17 protein-coding genes and 1 riboswitch are annotated in these 18,044 nt (G+C 58.5%); of the genes, 12 read left to right on the top strand and 5 right to left on the bottom strand.

Annotated features, from left to right (window positions below; genetic code table 11):
* Positions 1-143: 143 nt before the first annotated feature.
* The 4 genes from ACFOTD_RS21040 to ACFOTD_RS21025 all read left to right on the top strand — a co-directional run bounded on the left by ACFOTD_RS21040 (position 144) and on the right by ACFOTD_RS21025 (position 2,347).
* A complete protein-coding gene (locus ACFOTD_RS21040) occupies positions 144-674 on the top strand; it encodes a VanZ family protein (RefSeq protein ID WP_378121900.1) in 531 nt (176 codons plus the stop codon).
* An 81-nt stretch (positions 675-755) separates the two neighbouring features.
* Positions 756-1,232 carry a PilZ domain-containing protein gene (locus ACFOTD_RS21035; RefSeq protein ID WP_378121899.1) on the top strand — a complete coding sequence of 159 codons (477 nt, stop codon included), beginning with the start codon at positions 756-758 and terminating at the stop codon, positions 1,230-1,232.
* A 183-nt stretch (positions 1,233-1,415) separates the two neighbouring features.
* Positions 1,416-1,643 (top strand): hypothetical protein, encoded by a 228-nt coding sequence (locus ACFOTD_RS21030; RefSeq protein ID WP_378121898.1) that lies wholly within the window; start codon positions 1,416-1,418, stop codon positions 1,641-1,643.
* 104 nt (positions 1,644-1,747) lie between these two features.
* Entirely contained in the window at positions 1,748-2,347 is a 600-nt protein-coding gene (locus ACFOTD_RS21025) for a P-loop nucleotide/nucleoside kinase family protein (RefSeq protein WP_378121897.1), read from the top strand.
* On the opposite strand, the gene ACFOTD_RS21020 is transcribed toward ACFOTD_RS21025, so the two are convergent.
* Positions 2,344-2,583 carry a hypothetical protein gene (locus ACFOTD_RS21020; RefSeq protein WP_378121896.1) on the bottom strand — a complete coding sequence of 80 codons (240 nt, stop codon included), beginning with the start codon at positions 2,581-2,583 and terminating at the stop codon, positions 2,344-2,346. The genes ACFOTD_RS21025 and ACFOTD_RS21020 overlap by 4 nt on opposite strands.
* A 113-nt stretch (positions 2,584-2,696) precedes the next feature.
* Between ACFOTD_RS21020 and ACFOTD_RS21015 the strand changes: the two genes are divergently transcribed.
* The 4 genes from ACFOTD_RS21015 (at position 2,697) to cls (ending at position 12,293) form a co-directional block, all read left to right on the top strand.
* Positions 2,697-3,620 (top strand): ABC transporter ATP-binding protein, encoded by a 924-nt coding sequence (locus tag ACFOTD_RS21015; RefSeq protein WP_378121895.1) that lies wholly within the window; start codon positions 2,697-2,699, stop codon positions 3,618-3,620.
* Positions 3,613-4,419 carry an ABC transporter permease gene (locus ACFOTD_RS21010; protein WP_378121894.1) on the top strand — a complete coding sequence of 269 codons (807 nt, stop codon included), beginning with the start codon at positions 3,613-3,615 and terminating at the stop codon, positions 4,417-4,419. Before ACFOTD_RS21015 ends, ACFOTD_RS21010 begins: the two co-directional genes overlap by 8 nt.
* 192 nt (positions 4,420-4,611) lie before the next feature.
* On the top strand, positions 4,612-10,704 hold the full coding sequence (locus ACFOTD_RS21005) for a choice-of-anchor I family protein (RefSeq protein WP_378121893.1): 6,093 nt from the start codon (positions 4,612-4,614) through the stop codon (positions 10,702-10,704).
* 158 nt (positions 10,705-10,862) lie between these two features.
* The gene (gene cls / locus ACFOTD_RS21000) at positions 10,863-12,293 is read left to right on the top strand and encodes a cardiolipin synthase (RefSeq protein ID WP_378121892.1); all 1,431 of its coding nucleotides are present in this window, start codon (positions 10,863-10,865) and stop codon (positions 12,291-12,293) included.
* A gap of 22 nt (positions 12,294-12,315) precedes the next feature.
* Here cls and ligD read toward each other — a convergent pair whose 3' ends face one another.
* On the bottom strand, positions 12,316-13,212 hold the full coding sequence (gene ligD / locus ACFOTD_RS20995) for a non-homologous end-joining DNA ligase (protein ID WP_378121891.1): 897 nt from the start codon (positions 13,210-13,212) through the stop codon (positions 12,316-12,318).
* A 238-nt stretch (positions 13,213-13,450) separates the two neighbouring features.
* On the opposite strand from ligD, the gene ACFOTD_RS20990 reads away from it, so the two are divergent.
* Positions 13,451-13,678 (top strand): hypothetical protein, encoded by a 228-nt coding sequence (locus ACFOTD_RS20990; protein ID WP_378121890.1) that lies wholly within the window; start codon positions 13,451-13,453, stop codon positions 13,676-13,678.
* A gap of 106 nt (positions 13,679-13,784) precedes the next feature.
* On the opposite strand, the gene ACFOTD_RS20985 is transcribed toward ACFOTD_RS20990, so the two are convergent.
* Complete coding sequence (locus tag ACFOTD_RS20985) at positions 13,785-14,582, bottom strand: CAP domain-containing protein (protein ID WP_378121889.1); 798 nt, start codon at positions 14,580-14,582, stop codon at positions 13,785-13,787.
* A gap of 10 nt (positions 14,583-14,592) precedes the next feature.
* Positions 14,593-14,720, bottom strand: a riboswitch (cyclic di-AMP (ydaO/yuaA leader).
* Between the two features lie 562 nt (positions 14,721-15,282).
* Positions 15,283-16,287, bottom strand: coding sequence for a non-homologous end joining protein Ku (gene ku, locus ACFOTD_RS20980; protein WP_378121888.1), 1,005 nt, complete (start codon positions 16,285-16,287; stop codon positions 15,283-15,285).
* A 137-nt stretch (positions 16,288-16,424) separates the two neighbouring features.
* On the opposite strand from ku, the gene ACFOTD_RS20975 reads away from it, so the two are divergent.
* The gene (locus tag ACFOTD_RS20975) at positions 16,425-16,610 is read left to right on the top strand and encodes a hypothetical protein (protein WP_378121887.1); all 186 of its coding nucleotides are present in this window, start codon (positions 16,425-16,427) and stop codon (positions 16,608-16,610) included.
* Entirely contained in the window at positions 16,607-16,783 is a 177-nt protein-coding gene (locus ACFOTD_RS20970; protein WP_378121886.1) for an H-type small acid-soluble spore protein, read from the top strand. Before ACFOTD_RS20975 ends, ACFOTD_RS20970 begins: the two co-directional genes overlap by 4 nt.
* Before the next feature lie 251 nt (positions 16,784-17,034).
* On the opposite strand, the gene ACFOTD_RS20965 is transcribed toward ACFOTD_RS20970, so the two are convergent.
* Entirely contained in the window at positions 17,035-17,325 is a 291-nt protein-coding gene (locus ACFOTD_RS20965; RefSeq protein ID WP_378121885.1) for a hypothetical protein, read from the bottom strand.
* A gap of 336 nt (positions 17,326-17,661) precedes the next feature.
* Here ACFOTD_RS20965 and ACFOTD_RS20960 point away from each other — a divergent pair, with 336 nt between their 5' ends.
* Complete coding sequence (locus tag ACFOTD_RS20960; protein ID WP_378121884.1) at positions 17,662-17,862, top strand: CsbD family protein; 201 nt, start codon at positions 17,662-17,664, stop codon at positions 17,860-17,862.
* The last annotated feature ends 182 nt before the right edge of the window (positions 17,863-18,044 follow it).

Genomic DNA, 18,044 nt, shown 5'->3' with positions numbered 1-18,044 from the left:
TGCCCGATTTACGGCAAGAAAAAAGCGCATGACATGCTGTATCGGCTAAGCTATTGCGTCAACGGCTTGTCGGTCGTTCCGATGGGGACCCGCCGGAGGGCATCTTCCTCTTACCGGGAAAACGGCGAAGGAGGGCGGGAAGCGTGAGCCGCGCCACAGTCGCGCGGTTCGCTCAGGCGCTGCCGGCTGTCGCCTGTCTGGCGCTGATCTTTTTTTTCTCTTCCCAAAGTTACGGCGAGCAGACGATTATCCCGCTGCTGCGGCGCCATATCTCGGAGTACCGCTTGTCGGGCCTGCTGCCCGACGTTTCGTTCCGGTACGGTCATTCGCTGGTTTCGGCCAAGCAGGCTCCGTATCAATTCATCGAGTTTATTTTTCGCAAGGGCGCGCACGTCTTTTGGTACGCGATGCTTTGCGCCAGCCTGTATTTTGCGCTGAAGTCGCTTCCGCGTCTCGCGCCGCGCGTCTTTCTTCGGCTAGGGATGGCGTCGGCATTTCTGGCGGCGGCCGCATGCGTCGACGAGTGGAATCAGGCGCGCGTCGCCGGCAGAACCGGTCAACCGATCGACGTGCTGCTGGACGTTGCCGGCGGGCTGCTGGCGACCGCGATAGGCCTGGCGGCCGCAGTTTCGATCAAAGCGGCCCGCCTGCGGAACAGATCTTCGCCCCGTTGAGGCCGCTTGGAAGGCGCAACGGGATGGCGTATCGAGCGCGAGCGGCGATGGCCGCAATTTTCTATTGATGGAGGGCGTATCATGCAACTCGATTCATTCGAGCAGGAGAAAATGAGCCGCGTAGCGACGCTGCCGAACAACAAGTGGGAGCAGCGCCGGCAGATTCGCTTGCGATTGAACGGCCGGGCTTCGGCACGCATTCATATCGTCCGGATCGGCGACGTTCGTCCGGCGCTGCCCCCCGCGCTGGTCGAAATGCTCGACTTGAGCCCGGGAGGCTGCTCCTTCCGAACGGGGCTTCGGTTTCCGTTAAGAGACGATGCGTTTTACCTGATGGATTGGCAGCTCGAAGGCATGACCATGAAGATAAAAGGCCAGATTGTCTGGTGCCGCGAGGATGAATACGGGTTCCGGTACGGCGTCAGGTTTGCGTCCGGCGCGGTGGAGACTATCCTGCTCGTTCGCCTTCTCAATGCCCTGATTCTAAAAACTTGCCCGCACCAAAGCCGCATTCACCGTCTCTACCGCTCGCAACTGGATAAACTGTTGCGGCGGTAGTTTTCTTTTCTAGATATATGAAAGCGTTACCAATTAAAGAGATTAAATGGAAATAAAACGAATTGTGCTTGACAAGCAAGAAGTGGGTAAGTAAGATCAAGTAATAAGATACAATGTGTATCAAAATGTTACAGAGTGTGTAATGGAAGACGATCCTGAGTATAGGACAGGAGGCGGCTCGCGATGAATCAAGGTCAATTCTACTGCGTGGCATGCAATGAGCTGATAGGATTGAAAGAAGCGAGATTGCTTTTTAAGTCGGGCTATTACACGGTTATTTACCCGCTGGGCTGCTGCCGAAGCTGTTGCGCCAAGCACGGACTAAGCGAGACCGGAAATTCCGCGGAGCTGCTCAGGCTGCAGAAAAGCGAGGAGTGGCGCTCGCCGTCCTCCATCATGATCGCCATCTAGCCGCAGTAACCGGCGAAGCCTCGGCCTTCGGTCCTTCCGCTTGACCCTCCGCAGCCGCGGCCCGATAATGAAATGAAACGGAAACGGGCGGGGGATCGAAGGCGATGGCAAACTTGGTATTCGTGGTAGGCGGCGCTGGGGCCGGCAAGACGACATTGGCCAAGCGGGTGGCGGTTCGTCGCCATGTCCCCTTTTTCGACATGGATACGATGCTTCGCCCTGCGGCCGAGGCCCTTATGACCCAAGCCGGACTTGATCCGACGGATAGGGATTCGGAAGCGTACAAGTCGTTATGTCGGGATCTCGGCTATCGGATCACGATGGATGCCGCGCTCGAGAACGTGGCGCTCGGCACGGATGCGATCGTGATCGGTCCATTTTCCCGGGAATTGAACGATCCGGACTGGCTGCGCTGCGAGCTCGGCCGTGCCGGCCTGAATCCGGATGCCGTCCAGGTCAAAGTCGTATCGGTGTTTCTGTCGGACGAGTCGCGGTACAAAGAACGTATCGCGGGCAGAGGCGGCATGCTGGACCGATGGAAGCTCGAGCACTGGGAGCGATTCAGCTTAAGCCTGGGTCGCAAGACGGTCGCCTGGCGGCTCCCGTCGAATGCCGTCTTGTACGTCGACAATTCGACGGCATCTCCCGATCGTGCCGCGGACGAGATCGAACGGTTCATTTACGGCAATGAGACATTGGATTAAAAGGCGGCGTTGGCTGAATGGGTGGCAACCCTTTCGCCGAATTTGCGATTTTTCTTCATTCTCCGCAATAGTGCGCGATCCTCATTTTTGCCCGATTCTACAAAATCCTCTTTATTTCTCGATACTGCGCCATCCTCGGCGATCGTTCGCGGCAATGCGTCTTCTCTCGACAGGCCGACGGCCGATCGCTTTAAACCATACGCAGGCCAGCCTCGCATCCCCGCCTTAAGACTCATTCTCCGCCGCGCCAAGCTCCCGCCTGTCTGCGCTCCGATATCCTTCATGGTCGTACCAGTCGACATTTGCTATAATGGTGAAGATTTACAAATCTACATACGGAGGAGAAATCATGTCCCAAGCGCCCGTCGTCAGCCTGCAGAACGTATCGAAGCGCATTGGCGGCCGGACGATCATCGATCGTCTCACGCTCGAAGTGAATCCCGGCGAAGTGTTCGGATTCCTCGGCCCCAACGGTTCAGGCAAGACGACGACCATCCGCATGATGGTCGGTTTGATCACGATGTCGGGCGGCGATATCTCGATCGCCGGCCATAGCGTCAAGACATCTTTTCCCCAAGCGATCGCCCGCGTCGGCGCAATCGTCGAGAACCCGGAGATGTACAAATACCTGACGGGTTATCAGAATCTGATTCACTTCGGACGCATGAATCCCGGCATTACCAAGGCGCGCATCGACGAGGTGGTCGCATTGGTCGGCCTTCAGGACCGCATTCATGACAAAGTCAAAAAGTATTCGCTCGGCATGCGTCAGCGGCTCGGCGTCGCGCAAGCGATTCTCCACCGTCCTGCGCTGCTGATTCTGGACGAGCCGACCAACGGCCTCGACCCTGCCGGTATCCGCGAGCTGCGCGACTATTTGCGCAAGCTGTCCAGAGAAGAAGGTACGGCCGTGTTCGTATCGAGCCACCTCCTCTCGGAGATGGAGCTCATGTGCGACCGAGTCGCCATCATCCAGAAGGGCGAGCTTATCGACATCCGGTCGCTGCGCGCCGAATCGGCGGGAGCTGTCGCAGGACTGGAAGAAGTGCTGTTCGAGGTCGACCGTCCGAACGAGGCAGTGACCGTATTGGAAGGCCGCGGCTCCGCGCGCTTCGCCGAAGGCGGCTTCAGCGTGACGGCCGACCGCGAGACGATCGCCGACATGAACGCCCGGCTGGTCGAAGCGGGGATCCGGGTCTATGGCATCCGCGTCAAGATCAAGTCGCTCGAGGATCAATTCCTTGAGATGACCGGGGGTGAGACCGTTGGCTAACTTCTGGAATCTCGTGCAAAACGAAAACATGAAAATTTACCGCCGGGTCAGCACTTGGATCATGCTGGGCATCACAGTCATCATTCCGCTCTTGTTCACGGTCGCATTCGCACTGCTCGCGGATGAGGAAAATGCGAACAACTGGGGCGTAATGATGCTGGAGTCCCAGATCCTGTTCCTTCTGATCACGATCTTTGCAGTCGTCAAGTCTTCGGAGACCGTCGCGGGCGAATTCTCCCGAGGCACGATCAAGCTGCTGCTGATTCGTCCTTGGAGCCGCTCGTCGATTCTGCTGTCCAAATTCATCTCGATCATCTTGTTTGCGCTGCTGTTCACCGTCGTCAGTTTTGCGGTGACCTGGCTGGCCAATGTCATCGCATTCGGTTATTCGGCGGATTCGGCCAACCTGATCTCCGACGATTCGCCGCTTGCGGGCAGCTCGCCCTGGGCATATGCGCTTCGTTATTATCTGGATGAATTCATTACCCTGATCGTGGTCGTCACCTTCGGCTTCATGCTATCCTCGGCATTCCGAAGCAGCGGTCTGGCGATCGGACTATCGCTTTTCCTGCTGTTCTCCGGCAGCATGATCTCGGGACTGCTGGCGCTGACGGACAAAGTGTGGGTCAAATACGTGCTTTTCCCGCATCTGGGATTATCGACCTATCTGAACGGCGGCACGCCGGTACCCAATCATCCGACGACCTACGCGTTCTCGCTGGGCGTGTTGGCGGTTTACTTTATTATTTTTAACGTCATCTCCTGGACGGTGTTCACCAAGCGCGACGTATCGGCCTGACGAGAACGGTCCGGCAAGACGTCAACGGTATCTCGATGCGCGAAGGCGCGGTCTCTGCGATTACTGCAGAGGCCGCGCTTTTTTGTGTTGCATTCGTATAATTAACCCTATGATAACGCGGCCAAAATATCTAGTTAATAGAATAACTATAATGTGAAAGGGCATACGACTATCTCCAATTGAGGTGTACATATGATCAAAAGAACGTTCAGTAAAATCGTTTCCGCGCTGATCGTCGTGGAAATGGTGTTTGGCTTAATGTTTGCGGGCGTGCCGGCCTTCGCGGCCGCAACGGCGGGAACGCCGTACAAGGCGGACGGAAGCTACGACGTAACCGTGCCTCACGTTATCATTAATCAGGTATTCGGCAGCGGATTGGCGAGCGCTTCGGGCACGTTCGTTTCGAATGGGTTTATCGAGCTCTACAATCCGACGAGCAGCGACGTGAACCTCGACAGCTGGTCGCTGCAGTACGCGGATTGCGCGAAGCCGACGGACGTCTGCAAAACGACCGGGGCAAGCGGCGCGTGGGACAAGCTCGATCTCCAGGGAACGATCAAGGCGCATTCTTCTTTCCTGGTCAAGGCCAACCCGACCGGAGATACGACCTACAACCTCGATCTGACCAACAAGGGCGACCAGGTATGGAGCCGCAGCATTCACAGCAAGGGCGTAAAAGTCGTTCTGATGAGCAATCGGACGCTGCTTGAGGAGAGCAACAAAAATCCGTTCGTCACGAAGCCGGAAGGCTACGTAGATATGGTAGGCACGGTCGGCAACGATTCCGGCTCGAAAATCGACGGATACGAGACGACGTCCCTGACCTATACAACGGGAACTTCGAAGAAAAAGGCGGCTATTCGCCTCAGTCTGAGCGACACTGACGACACCAGCAAGGATTTTGGCATTATCGATTACGAAAGTGCCACTGCGCAAGAACGCGCGGCCAAAGGTCCACGCGCTGGCAGCGACGGCGTCTGGGGCGTAGAGCCTCTCGGGCTCGCGACCGCCTCTTTATCGACTGCGGCGGTAGGTACGCCTTACTCGGTATCCTTGGCGGCTTATGGCGGGGTTAAGCCCTATACGTTCGCGGCGGACGGACTGCCGTCCGGTTTGACGGTGAATTCTTCTACAGGGGTCATCTCGGGTACGCCGGCAGCGGGAAGCGAAGGGACGGTATCGGTAACGCTGACGGTCCAGGACAACGCGCAGCCTGCGGCTTCGGTCTCGGCGACGCTGCCGCTCGTGATTGCACCTGCAGCAGTGACAGGCGCAGAACGAGCGGCATTGTTGAAGCAATCCATTCAAGCAAACAACACAAACTTCAACGATCCGACCATGAAAGCCGGCAAATACGTCCTGCAAGCGGGAAGCGGCTTTAACTTTTATCGCGGCAATCCGAACTTGTTCTTCAACGATCTGGATGCTTTGATTACCGTTCCGGATGCGTGGAAGCAATGGAATCTGAACACGTGGATTCAAGGCGACACCCACCTGCAAAACGTCGGGACCTTCGAAAACGTGGGCGGAGCTGCCCAATTTTCTCTGAACGATTTCGATGCTTCCTATGTCGGACCTTTTTACCTGGATCTGCTGCGGATGGTTCCGAGCATTTACCTGGAACGCGACCAAGGGGCAAGCGCGGCGGAACGGAACTTGTCCGACGATGACATCGCCAAAATCGCGGCGGATTTCTTGAATGAGTATCGCGACACGATGCTTGATATCAATAATGGCGTCATCGATACGACGTATACGCTAACTTCAGAGCATCTGGACGGATTTACGAAAACGATGCTTGATAAAATGGCGGCCACGACCAGGAAACAGCAGCTCGACAAAGCCGCTCCGGCCGGCGGTAACGGAGAACGCGCATTTAAATCCGACGCCAAGTATGTGGTGATGACCGAAGCGGAGAAGAATGCTTTCCTGGCTTCCTGGCAGGAATACTTGTACAGCATTCAAAGCTTTGCGGCTGACAAGCTGGCAGAGAATCCGGATTATTTCAAGGTAAAGGACGTTGTATTCCGTATTAATCAAGGGAACGCGAGCATCGGTTCGATCCGCTACAATGCGGTGATCGAAGGACCGGGCAGCGGTCCGGACGACGACATTCTGATGGATGTCAAACAAGAAGCCATACCGGCCTATCTGCAATCGACAGGTCTGGGTCTTGCGGATTATCAATCGGCATTCGGCGACGATCACGGCAAACGCGCGACGGAAGCCTATAAGAAACTGACGCAAAATCCCGATCCGTTTGCGGGCTGGATGCAGCTTGGCGGCAATTCGTTCGTCGTACGTCCGATCGCGGTCAGCAAGGGCGACTATACGGACATGAGCGGTGCATTCGCTTCGGGCGGCGACCTGGATAACTATCTGAAGTATTCGGCACAAGCGCTGGCTCTGGGACATGCCCGTGCCACGACGGGGTTTGCCGGCAGCTTTGCGGCGACGCTCGCGGATGACGCGGCCTGGAGCGCCTTTATGCAAGCGCTGATGAATGCTGCAGAGACCTACTATCGTCAAGTCGTTGCGGATTACGGCTCGGTAAAAACCGACATGAGCGGCGGGGCGCTGGTAGACGTCAAGCATCTGCAAGCTCTAACGGTCAACGGCGGAACGTTGTCCCCGGCATTCAGCGCATTCGATGCCCGCGGCGCATACGGCGATACGGCTCCGGTGCGCAGCTATTCCGTATCCGTTGCGGAAGGCGCCGCTTTAATTACCGTTCAAGCTGCGGCGGCGGACAGCCAGGCCGTCGTGGATGTAGCAGGTACTAGCGGAACGGGCACGGCATCGAAAACGATAGATGTCGTCTCGGGCATGTCCCCGGTTGAAGTGAAGGTAACGGCGAGAGACGGTTCGACCATGACGTATTCGCTGGCAGTCAAACTGCCGGCAGAACCAGAAATTCCGACGTACACGATCGGCGAATTGTCCAATCTGACCTTGAAGCCGTTGACGGTGGGCTATGTGACAGCTTCGCAGGAGACCAAGACGGTAACCGTGACTCGGACGGGTACGGGTGATTTGTCCAACCTGGCAGCGCAGTTGAGCGGCGCGAACGCCGGCAGCTTCACGCTTACGCAGCCGACTTTAACGACGCTTAATGATACGGCAACCACGACCTCATTTAACGTGACAGCAAAGGACGGGCTGATCGGCGGAACGTATACGGCGACGGTAACCGTGACTGCGGACAACATGACGCCGGTGACGTTCGCCGTGACGCAGGTCGTGAACGTGGCAGACTCCACGACAGGGCCGACGATGACGGACAAAATCGCCGTTGAGAAGCTGGGCTCGTTTATCGCCGACAGTCCGAATGAAGACGGCGGCGTCGCGGAGATCGTGAAGTACAATAAAGACAACGGCCGCTTCTATCTGGTAGACGGCGCAGGAAATCCGCCGACGCTCAAGATCGTCGCGCTGGGCAACGGAACTTCTCCCGAACTGGTAGCAACGGTCCGTGTAAAGGATCTCGTGGAAAAGGACGGCTTCGTTTACGGCGACCTGACGAGCGTCGATATCAATACGGCGGCGAAGCGGGTGGCGATCTCTGTACAGGAGAAGGACGCGATGAAGGCCGGCAAAATTGTGACGCTGGACTACGACGGCAAGCTGATCCGCGAATATGAGGCGGGCGTACAGCCGGATATGATCAAATCGACGGCTGACGGCAGATACATTCTGACGGCCGACGAAGGCGAGCCGCGCACGAAGGGCCTCGATCCGGAAGGCAGCATCACGATCGTCGATACGTCGACGAATGCGGTGAAGCATGTGAAGTTTGACGATCCGACGGTGATCGGCGACGACGTGCACATCCGCGGCGCCAGCGACGTGGCGACCGGGCAGATTACGGGCAGCGGAACTAAAGCGGACGCGGTGCGCGATCTGGAGCCTGAATACATCGCGCTCTCGATCGACGAGAAGACGGCTTATGTATCGCTTCAGGAAAACAATGCGGTAGCGGCGATCGATGTCGCGTCCGGCAAGGTGCTTTCGGTAAAGGGGCTTGGCCTGAAGGATCTGAACGATCCGAACAACAAGCTCGATCTGGTTAAGGACGGCTTGATTCAGCTTGAAAACGTACCTTTCTACGGCGTATACATGCCGGACGGCATTGCATCGTTCCGCGTCGGAGACAAGACGTATCTCGTCACCGGCAACGAAGGCGATGCGACCGAGTGGGACGGTCGGATCAATTCGAGCACGGTCAAGAAAATGAAAGGCAGCCTGACCCAGGGCTCGGCCGCGGCCGAATTCCTCAAGAATACGACGCGCTATGACAGCGTCGAGGTCATGAGCGATATGGGCACGGACAGCCTCTATATGTACGGCGGCCGTTCGATCTCCATTCGCGATGCGGATACGCTGGCTCTCGTATGGGACAGCGGCAGCGACTTCGAGCGCGTGACGGCGCAGCGGCTGCCGGAGCACTTCAACGCAAGCCACGCCAGCAGCAAGGCAGGCGTCGACGAGCGGAGCACGAAGAAGGGACCGGAGCCCGAGGACGTCAAGACAGGCGTCGTCGGCACGCACACCCTGGCGTTTGCAGGGTTCGAACGTATCGGCGGCGTAATCACCTATGACGTAACGAATCCGGAAAGCCCGCAGTTCCTGAATTATGTGAATACGCGCGACTTCAGCGCGGGCAAAGGCGAGAACACCGACAGCGGGCCGGAAGGACTGGAGTTCATCAAGGCGTCCGACAGCCCGACGGGGTATCCGTTGCTGCTGGTCGCCAACGAAGTGGGCGGCACTGTGTCGGTGCTGCAGCTGAAAGTATCGAAGGTGTCGCTGGATCGTTCCTCATTGTCGTTGACCGCAGGCGGTTCCGCCGGCAAGCTGGCGGCGACGGCTGTCGGTCCTGACGGCCAAACGGTCGCCGTCACATGGAAAAGCTCCAGCCCTGGCATCGCGACTGTAAGCGCCGATGGCACGGTTACCCCGCTGAATGCGGGATCCGCGACCGTAACGGCAATCGCGGCGGACGGCTATGCGATCGCCGAAGCGGCGGTGACGGTTGTAGCGTCCGGCGGCTCGTCCACGTCCACGCCGGCGCCGAGCGCGACGCCTTCTCCGACGCCAAGCGCCACGCCGACGCCGACAGCGGCGCCTGGCACGAAGGTCGAACAATTCGGCGACGTAACGCTCGAGACGACCGGCAGCCAGGCCGTGCTCAAGGCGACGGTCAGCCATACGGACGGTTCCGCCAAGGCGGAGCTCTCGATTCCGTCGGCGGCTCTCGCGAAGATCGCGGACGGCTCGCTCCGTTCGCTCACGGTCGACACCGGCACAGGCTCGCTCACGCTTGACGCGGCAGCCATCAAGGCGCTCTCCGCGGCGGCGGGCGGCGGAGAAGTGAAGCTTGGCATCGAGCGGCTTGACGGCGCTTCGGCCGCAGCGAAGCTGCCGGTTGGCCAGCAGCAGGCGGTGAAGGACGCGATCGGAGATCGCCCGGTATTCGACCTGACCGTGACGACCGCTGCCGGCAAGCTGTCCGCCTTCGGCGGCGGCAAGCTTAAGATCGAGGTTCCGTATACGATCAAGGCCGGCGAGACCTCCGAAGCGCTGATCGTACACTATATCGCGGAAGACGGACATATCGAGACGCTGCCAGGCGGCGTTTACGATGCGGCTACGGGCACGCTGAGCTTCAGCACGCCGCACTTGTCCATGTACGGCATCGGCTACAGCCTGAAAAGCTTCGGCGATGCGCAGAACAGCTTCGCCAAGACCGCGATCAACTATCTCGCGGCCCGCGGCATCATTGCCGGCATCGGCGCGGATAGCTTCGGGCCGAAGCGCAGCGTCACCCGCGGCGATCTCGCGCTGATGCTGGCCCGCATGGCTGGCGTCGATCTGGGCAAGTATAACGCCGCCGACGCAGGCTTCGGGGATGTGCGCAGCGCCGATTACTTCGGCAGCGCTGTCGCTTGGGCCGCTTCCGAGAACATCGTCGCCGGCACGTCCGCCGGCAAATTCGAGCCGCGGGCCGAACTGACGCGCGATCAGCTCGCAGTGATGCTCGTCAAGTACGCGGCGGCGATGAACTACGCGCTGCCTTCGCAGCAGGATGCAGTCGCGTTCACGGATGCGAACGCCATCCCGGCCTATGCGGCGACCGCGGTATCGGCGGTGCAGCGCGCTGGCATCGTGAGCGGCAAGACGCGCGGCGACGGCACCGTTTACTATGCGCCGAAGGAAAAGGCGACCCGCGAGGAGATCGCCAAGATGCTGGCAGGCTTGATGCAGCGCATGGAAGGTAACGCGTAAATCGACGCAGAATCGAAGATCGCGTACAATCGAGGGATGAAGCGGGAATGCTCGCTTCATCCCTTTTGTTATGCCGGTTAATGCGCCTTGGATTGCCCGGCCCGACTGTGGGTAAAAATAAAATAGATTATACGAACGATCAAAAGGAGGGTTGACGGGTGACGACGTGGCTCCTGCTGGCACTGCTCATCTTCATATTCCAGTCCGGCACGATCCTCGTGCTGGAGTATCGCCGCCCGGCCAACGCCATGGCGTGGCTGTTCATCTTGTTTTTATTTCCGATCGTCGGCTTCATTCTTTATTACTTCCTTGCCAGAGAGTACGGCAGGCGCCGCAAGGTCCGTCGCAGAGGCGGCTTGGACGAGCAGCGCCGAGGCGAGATTTTAAAGAAAAGCCATCTGATCAACGAACCGGAAGAAATACCGGGCGGCCGGTTCGCGGACGAGGAGCGGTTGTTCCGGACGCTGCGCAAGGCGGGCGCGTCTCCGATTACGGGCTGCAACAAATCGAGGGTGCTGACTAACGGACAAATGACCTACGACGCGATGATGGAAGCGATCCGCGGCGCCCGGCATCACATTCATTTCGCTACATACATATACCGCGACGACGAGATCGGCCGTATGTTCCGCGATGTCATGATCGAGAAGGCGAAGGAGGGCGTGCAAGTCAGGCTCATCTACGACGGGATCGGCAGCGTCAAGCTGAGCAAGTCCTTTTTCGCCGCGTTCGAGGAAGCCGGTGCCGAATACGCCTGCTTTTTCCCGCTCCGGCCGGCCTTTATGAAGAAACGCATGAATTACCGCAATCACCGCAAGATCCTTGTCGTGGACGGCACGAAGGGCTTCGTCGGCGGAATCAACGTCGGCGCGGAATATTTGGGCAGGCACAAGAAGCTCGGCTTTTGGCGCGATACGCACCTGGAACTGGAGGGGGACGCGGTATACGGGCTGCAGGAGGTGTTCCTGAAGGACTGGGAGCTCGCGACCAAGCAGCGGCCGAGCGATCCCCGCTTTTTACCGGAGCATGCTTGCACGGGAAACGAGGTCGTGCAAATCGTTGCGGGCGGCCCCAACAGACGGGCGGATGCGATACACGAGACGTTGTTCGCGGTGCTCGCGATGGCGAAGCGGCGGATCTGGATTACGACGCCTTACTTCATCCCGAGCGCAGGCGTTGTTATGGCGCTTAAGACCGCAGCGATGAGCGGCGTAGACGTGCGGATGATCGTGCCGCTGATTCCCGATACGAAGCTCGTGCATGCGGCGACGATGTCCTATGTGGACGAAATGATGAGCTGCGGCATCCGTTTTTGGCAGTACGAGCGCGGCTTCATTCATGCAAAAGTCGTCATCGTCGACGACCTGATCGCATCGGTCGGCACGGCGAACATGGATCTGCGCAGCTTCTTCAGCAACTTCGAGACGAACGCTTTCCTGTTCCACCAGGATGCCATCTCCGCGCTGGAGCGCGACTTCCGGCAGGATCTGAAGGATAGCAGGGAGCTGGAGCTGTCGTCTTTCCGCAAGCGCTCCGGCGGACGCAAGGCCGCGGAGGCGCTCTGCCGCATGCTCTCCCCGCTGCTCTAGATCTTCTCGCAAAAATGGATACTCAGTTCGGCTTGAGCTGCTTCAGTACGTCTCCGAGCCGCTGCGGCTTCATCGAGCCGATGAGATCGCCCCGCTTCTGCAGCCGCGACGCGATGTTCAACAGGTTGAAGTCGGTCGGGCTCGGGTTGGCGCGCACCTCGCTCCAATCGAGCGGCGTCGATACCGGCGCTCCTGCGCGGGCGCGCGGCGAGTAGGCGGAGACCAGCGTGCGGCCGGGGTAAAATTGCAGGTAATCGAGGTAGATGAGCGATCCGCGGTTTTTCTTCAGCCGTTCGACGGTAAAGAGCCGCGGATTTTTTGCGGTCAAATACTCGGAGACAAACTTGCCGAACCGGCGGAGATCGTCGTAGGTTGGACCGGGCTCGATGCGCATGACGACCTGGATGCCCGTCGCGCCCGACGTTTTGGGGACCGCATCGAGTCCGAGCGAATGCAGCAGATCGCCGACCTTGTCCGCGGCTTCCATAATCCTCGGTTCGACCTCGAGGCTCGGATCGATATCGAGCATCCAGCGGTCCGGCAGCGGCTGGGCGATCCGCTCGCAGGACACGTGATACTCCAGCGCGTACAGGCTGCCCATCCAGAGCAATGTCGGCAAGGAATCGAGTACGACGTAACGGATGCCGCCTTCCGTCTCGGTTCTGACAAACTCGGGAATCGGCGTCGGGGCGTTTTTTTGATAAAAAGATTTGCCCGCATAGCCCTCGGGAAAACGAATCGTCGTTAAATAGCGGCCTTCGCTGTGCGGCAGCAGATAGGGAGCCAATTCGGCCAGCGTTTGGACATAGCGAAGCTTATCGATGCCCATGTCGGGCCATAGCAGTTTGTCGGGATGAGAGACGAGCAGCTCGCGGTCGCCGAGCCGCAGCGTGACCGGGGACATCGTGGCCGGTGCCATAGCGCGTTCCTCCGTTCTGAAGCCGCCTCTTCGACGAGAGGCGTTGTCTTTCTAGTGTAGCCGCTAATCGGTTGCCCCATTCCCTTGACGAACTTCCGACAGGCGCCTTGGCGCCGCGATTTCCCGGGGCAGCGGTCGTCGGCGCCCAAGTTGCGGCAACTCGGGCGATTTCCGCACTTTTGCCTCCGGACCCTCATACAACAATAAAGAAAGCGCTTGGGGAGGGATCGCTACGGAGATGCCGCTGCAGCACGCCGGCGCGCTGCTATCGCTCGTTTTGGTGTTTTGGACGGGGTCCTCGCTGTTCGCCGTACTCCATCCCGGAACCGTAATCGCGCTGGCCCGCGGCGGTCGCGACCATCGGACCGGGGAGCCGGGGCCGGCATCCGAAAGGCGAATACGGCTGCAGGGCGGCTTGATGAGCTTGGCTGGCCTGCTCTTGCTGGTGCTGCCGATGCTGATGTAGCTTGGCTGCCGAAGTTGGCTGCGCAAGCAAAAAAAAAGGATGCCTGCCGCAGTCAACTGCATGACTGCGGCAGGCATCTTTTTTTTATAGACGGATAGGAGACGGATCAGCCCGTGAACTCTTGCACCCATTCTCCGTTATAGTAGGCGACGCCGATCGACTTGAAGTTCGCGTTCAAGATGTTCGCCTTGTGGCCCGCGCTGTTCATCCACGCGTTCATGACCTCGGTCGGCGACTGTTGGCCCATCGCGATATTTTCGCCGGCATAGCTGTAAGTCACGCCGAATTGCTTCATCATATCGAACGGCGAGCCGTACGTCGGGGACGTATGGTCGAAGTAATTGTTGTTGTACATATCCTTCGCTTTCGCGTCTGCGACCGTAGTCAGCTTGGCGTCGGTTTTCAGCGCGGACAGGCCGGCTTTGGCGCGTTCCTGGTTGACCAGATCGACGACTTGAGCGGCGAACCCGGATTTCTGAGTGCTCGTGCCGGAGCCCGTGGAGCCGCTGCCGTTGTTGGAACCTGCCGGTACGGAAGGCGTTGTCGTCGGCGCCGGCGTAGCGGTAGGAGCGGGTGTTGCGGTAGGTGCCGGCGTTGTCGTCGGCTCAGGCGTAGCCGCAGGGGCCGTCGTCGGCTTGGCCGGTGCGGCAGGCGTGGTCGTCGTCACCGGCGTCGATGGCGTCAGACCGCCAAGCGAGCCGCCGTTCAGCTGCGACAGCAACGATTGCCAGTCGAACGAACCGAGATATTGCTGAAGCTGCGATGCGTCGAACTTATATGTGTAAGTCTTGGTCGTCTGGGAGCCCGCAGTCGTCGCGGCATTCGCGGAAGCGCCGAACGGAACGGCGAGCGACAACAGAAGTGCGCCGGATACAGCCAGTTGACCGATACGATTGTTCTTCATATATGAAAATTCCTCCTTAGAATGTAAGCCTGCGAGGTTAGCTGACGGGTTAGGTCGGAGATCGCCCTGCCGCGGCTGCGGCTTCACCCCGTATACTTGGTTCCCCCGTGCCCTGGTGGGCTTCGGCTCGGATGTCTCACATTCTATCAGCGGAATCTCGCTAGTTCACGGCATAAATATTACCACGGTCCATATGCTGGGAATTATGAATGCGGCCGCTCCTTGTCCCGCGCGGAGTTCGTTAGGGCCGGCCGTTGCTTCTTAGAATATTCTCATCGTTTTAACGAACGAGTTAGAGCGGTCTATAAAGATAGCATCGCAATGGTGTTATCAAGACGGAGAAGCTCTTCATGGAGCTTCTTTTGCTCGGTAGGAGGCGTGGTTCGGGCATGTAACGCTACATGGAGCTTCTTTGTCACGGTAGAAGGTGCGAATCGGCAATGTAGTTCTACATGGAGCTTCTTTGTCTCGATCGATGGTTGTAGTTCGACTATGTGTCTCTAGCTCTGCCTTGCCTACATCTGCTCATGCAAACAGTCATCGACAAAAAAAGCAAACCGGGATGAAGCAGGAATTGACTCTGCTTCGTCCGGTTTGCTTTTTGTGCATCATTAGGTGCGGTGCGTGTCGACTGTCAGTAGTCGCAACACCGTCAACGCTTTTAATACGTTGCTTAAACGTAGGCGCAAGCAGCGGAGGATTAGGACTGCGGCTCGCTGGCCTTGCGCCTGCGCGAGGGCGCAGCCTTGGGGCTTGCGCTGCCGGCTTCCTCGCCGCCGGCTGCGGCCGCCCCCGGCACCGCCGGCTTTGCGCGCGTGCGCTTCGGCTTGTCGGCCGCAGGCGCCGCATCCGCTTCGCCCGTATCGCCTCGAATCGCCGACTTGCGACTGGCGCTTCGGCTGACCGCAGCGCCGGCGGCGGGCGCGTCGCCGGTCTTGACGGCGGCAAGGCTGGCCTGCAGCGCGGACATCAGGTCGATGACGTTGGTCCGCTCCGCCGCCGGCGCGGTGACCACGTCGACGCCTTGCCCGGCGACCTTGCGGTTGATGGCGTCCAGCATCGCCGTCCGGTAATCGTCCGTGTATTTGGCCGCGTCGAACGGGGCGGACAGCTGCTCGATCAGCAGCTTGGCCATGTCCAGCTCGCGGTCGTTGACGTTCTGGATCTGCGGGAGGCCGGGCACGCCGGAGATCGCGCGAATCTCGTCCGGATAGAACATCGTCTCCATACAGATGCAATTGTCAACGCAGCGAATGGCGGCGAGGCTGCTCTTGCTGCGGATCGCGATTTTCGCGATGCCGATTCGGCCGGATTGCCGCATCGCTTCGAGCAGCAGGCCGTATGCGCCGGCGCCGGCCTGATCGGGCGATAAATAGTACGTTTTTTGATAGAACATCGGGTCGATCTCTTCAAGCGCGACAAAATCGAGAATTTGAATCGTCCGCGTATTTTCCGGCTTGATGGCTTCGAGTTCCTCTTCGTCGAACAGGACAAACCGTCCCTTTTCATACTCGTAGCCCTTGGTGATTTCCTCCCACTCCACCGCTCGTTCGCAATGCGGGCAGCTTTTGGCGTAGGAGATCGGCGTTCCGCAAGCTTTGTGAATTTGCCGCAGATGTACGTCCTTGTCCTCCGTTGCCGTGAACATCTTCACCGGCACGTGCACGAGCCCAAAGCTGATGGCGCCTTTCCATACCGTATGCATGACGTTTAGCCCTCCTCATAATCCCTTATACCTTTAGGATTCCCATCGCTGTATGGAGTTCATACCGTCTGGGCATCCTTTACCGGACGATCTTTCATTTTCGAAACGAAGAACCTGGGGCGAAAGGAGCGGCGTTCATGAGCGAAGAGAATGCAGCGGACGGCCGGGACCACATCCACGAAGGCCGCCTGAACTACGACATGGACATCGATCGGATGGTCAACGAGGGACTCGGCGGCGGCCAGGTAACCTTTGACAACGGGCTTATCGAAGAGACGACGACCGATACGATGCGGGAAAAAGAGGGGGACGATCCGTCATGAACACGCAGCGGGCCAAGCAAATTTTCGACTCGAAGGACACGATTGCCGTCAAGCTGGAAGGAAAGTCGGTTTGGATCGAAGAGGTGGACGAAGCGAACGGCATGGCGACGGTACAAGTCGGACAAAAGCCTACCGACGTCCAGACGGTCGCTGTCGACCGGTTGTCGGAGTAGCGCGGGCTGGGTTAAAATAGCGGCGTGATCCCGCGAAGAGACGCTGTACAGCGTCTCTTCGCCATGGTTAGCGGCAAAGTCCCGCAATGTGACGCTGCGCGGCGTCTCTTTGCCACGATTGGCGGCGAAGTCCCGCAATTTGACGCTGTACGGCGTCTCTTTGCCACGGTCGCGCCGAGGTCCCTCCAAGAGACGCTGTACAGCGTCTCTTCGCCGTGTGTGGTGGCGAGAAGCCGCTAATTCCTAATCCCCTATGTCAGCTGATCTACTAGAAGCTCCGCGCCATACTCCGCCGGATAGGTCACGACTTGAACGACTGCGGACCGCCGCTCCGCGACCGACTGCACGAACGCTGCAAGCGGCCCGGGGTTGAGGATGCGTCCGTCCGCTTCGACGACGGCACCCCGCGACAGTGCTGCGCCTCGCGACCAATCGGTGTCGACGGCTCTCGCGCATGCCGTAGATATGATTGCAAGTATCAGTGCAGCGACAATGAAGCAGCTCCGAGAAAACCACTGAAATACTCGCTCAGTAGGCACCATCGCGTTTTTCTCCTTTTACAAATCCATAATTGGATATTGCTTGCAAGTGAGACGCGACATGTTTCCAAAAGGTTGCTTATCCCCGGCTGAAAACGCGTATAGGCCGCATATGTAAAGGAAGAAAGGAATAGGTATGAGGATGCGCTTCGCCGCGACGACTCAAGCTCGGAATCGGCGACGCCGCTTTGCGACGGGAGTGGGCGCGGGCAGACGCCGGATAGGAGATTAGCGGCGATCAAAAAATCGCCGCTATGCACCCGTCCGATGTTTGGAAACGCTGTCTCCCGGGTAAAGTTCCGTATATCCAACTCATGCAAGAGAAGGGAGAGTATTCATATGGATCGGCATACGGAAGGCTGGAGCGACAAAATCAAAGGTGCTGTCAACCAGGCGAAGGGCGAGGCCAAGGACCAATGGGGCAACCTCACCGACGATCCGGGTCTCCAGGCAAGGGGCAAGTGGGATAAAGCCAAGGGCAAGGTCCAAGAGGAGATCGGCGAGTGGAAGGAAAACACCAAGTCGCGAACCGACCACTGATGCGCTCCTCCTTATATAGGGTTCTGCAGGGCGCTTGCGCCGGCGGGACGCAAAGGGGGCTGTCCCAAAAGGGTCATGAAAATGACCTGCGGGGCAGTCCTGTTTTTGTAAAACAAAAAGAAACCGTTCTTTGGTAAAATGGAAGTGTCGAGCAACCATTTACGAAAGGAACGGTTTCTTTG

This window comes from Cohnella sp. GCM10012308 (assembly GCF_042649185.1).
In the GTDB taxonomy this organism is placed as follows: Bacteria; Bacillota; Bacilli; order Paenibacillales; family Paenibacillaceae; genus Cohnella.
The sequence above is the reverse complement of the archived record's forward strand: the minus strand, read 5'-3'. Positions and strand labels throughout refer to the sequence as shown.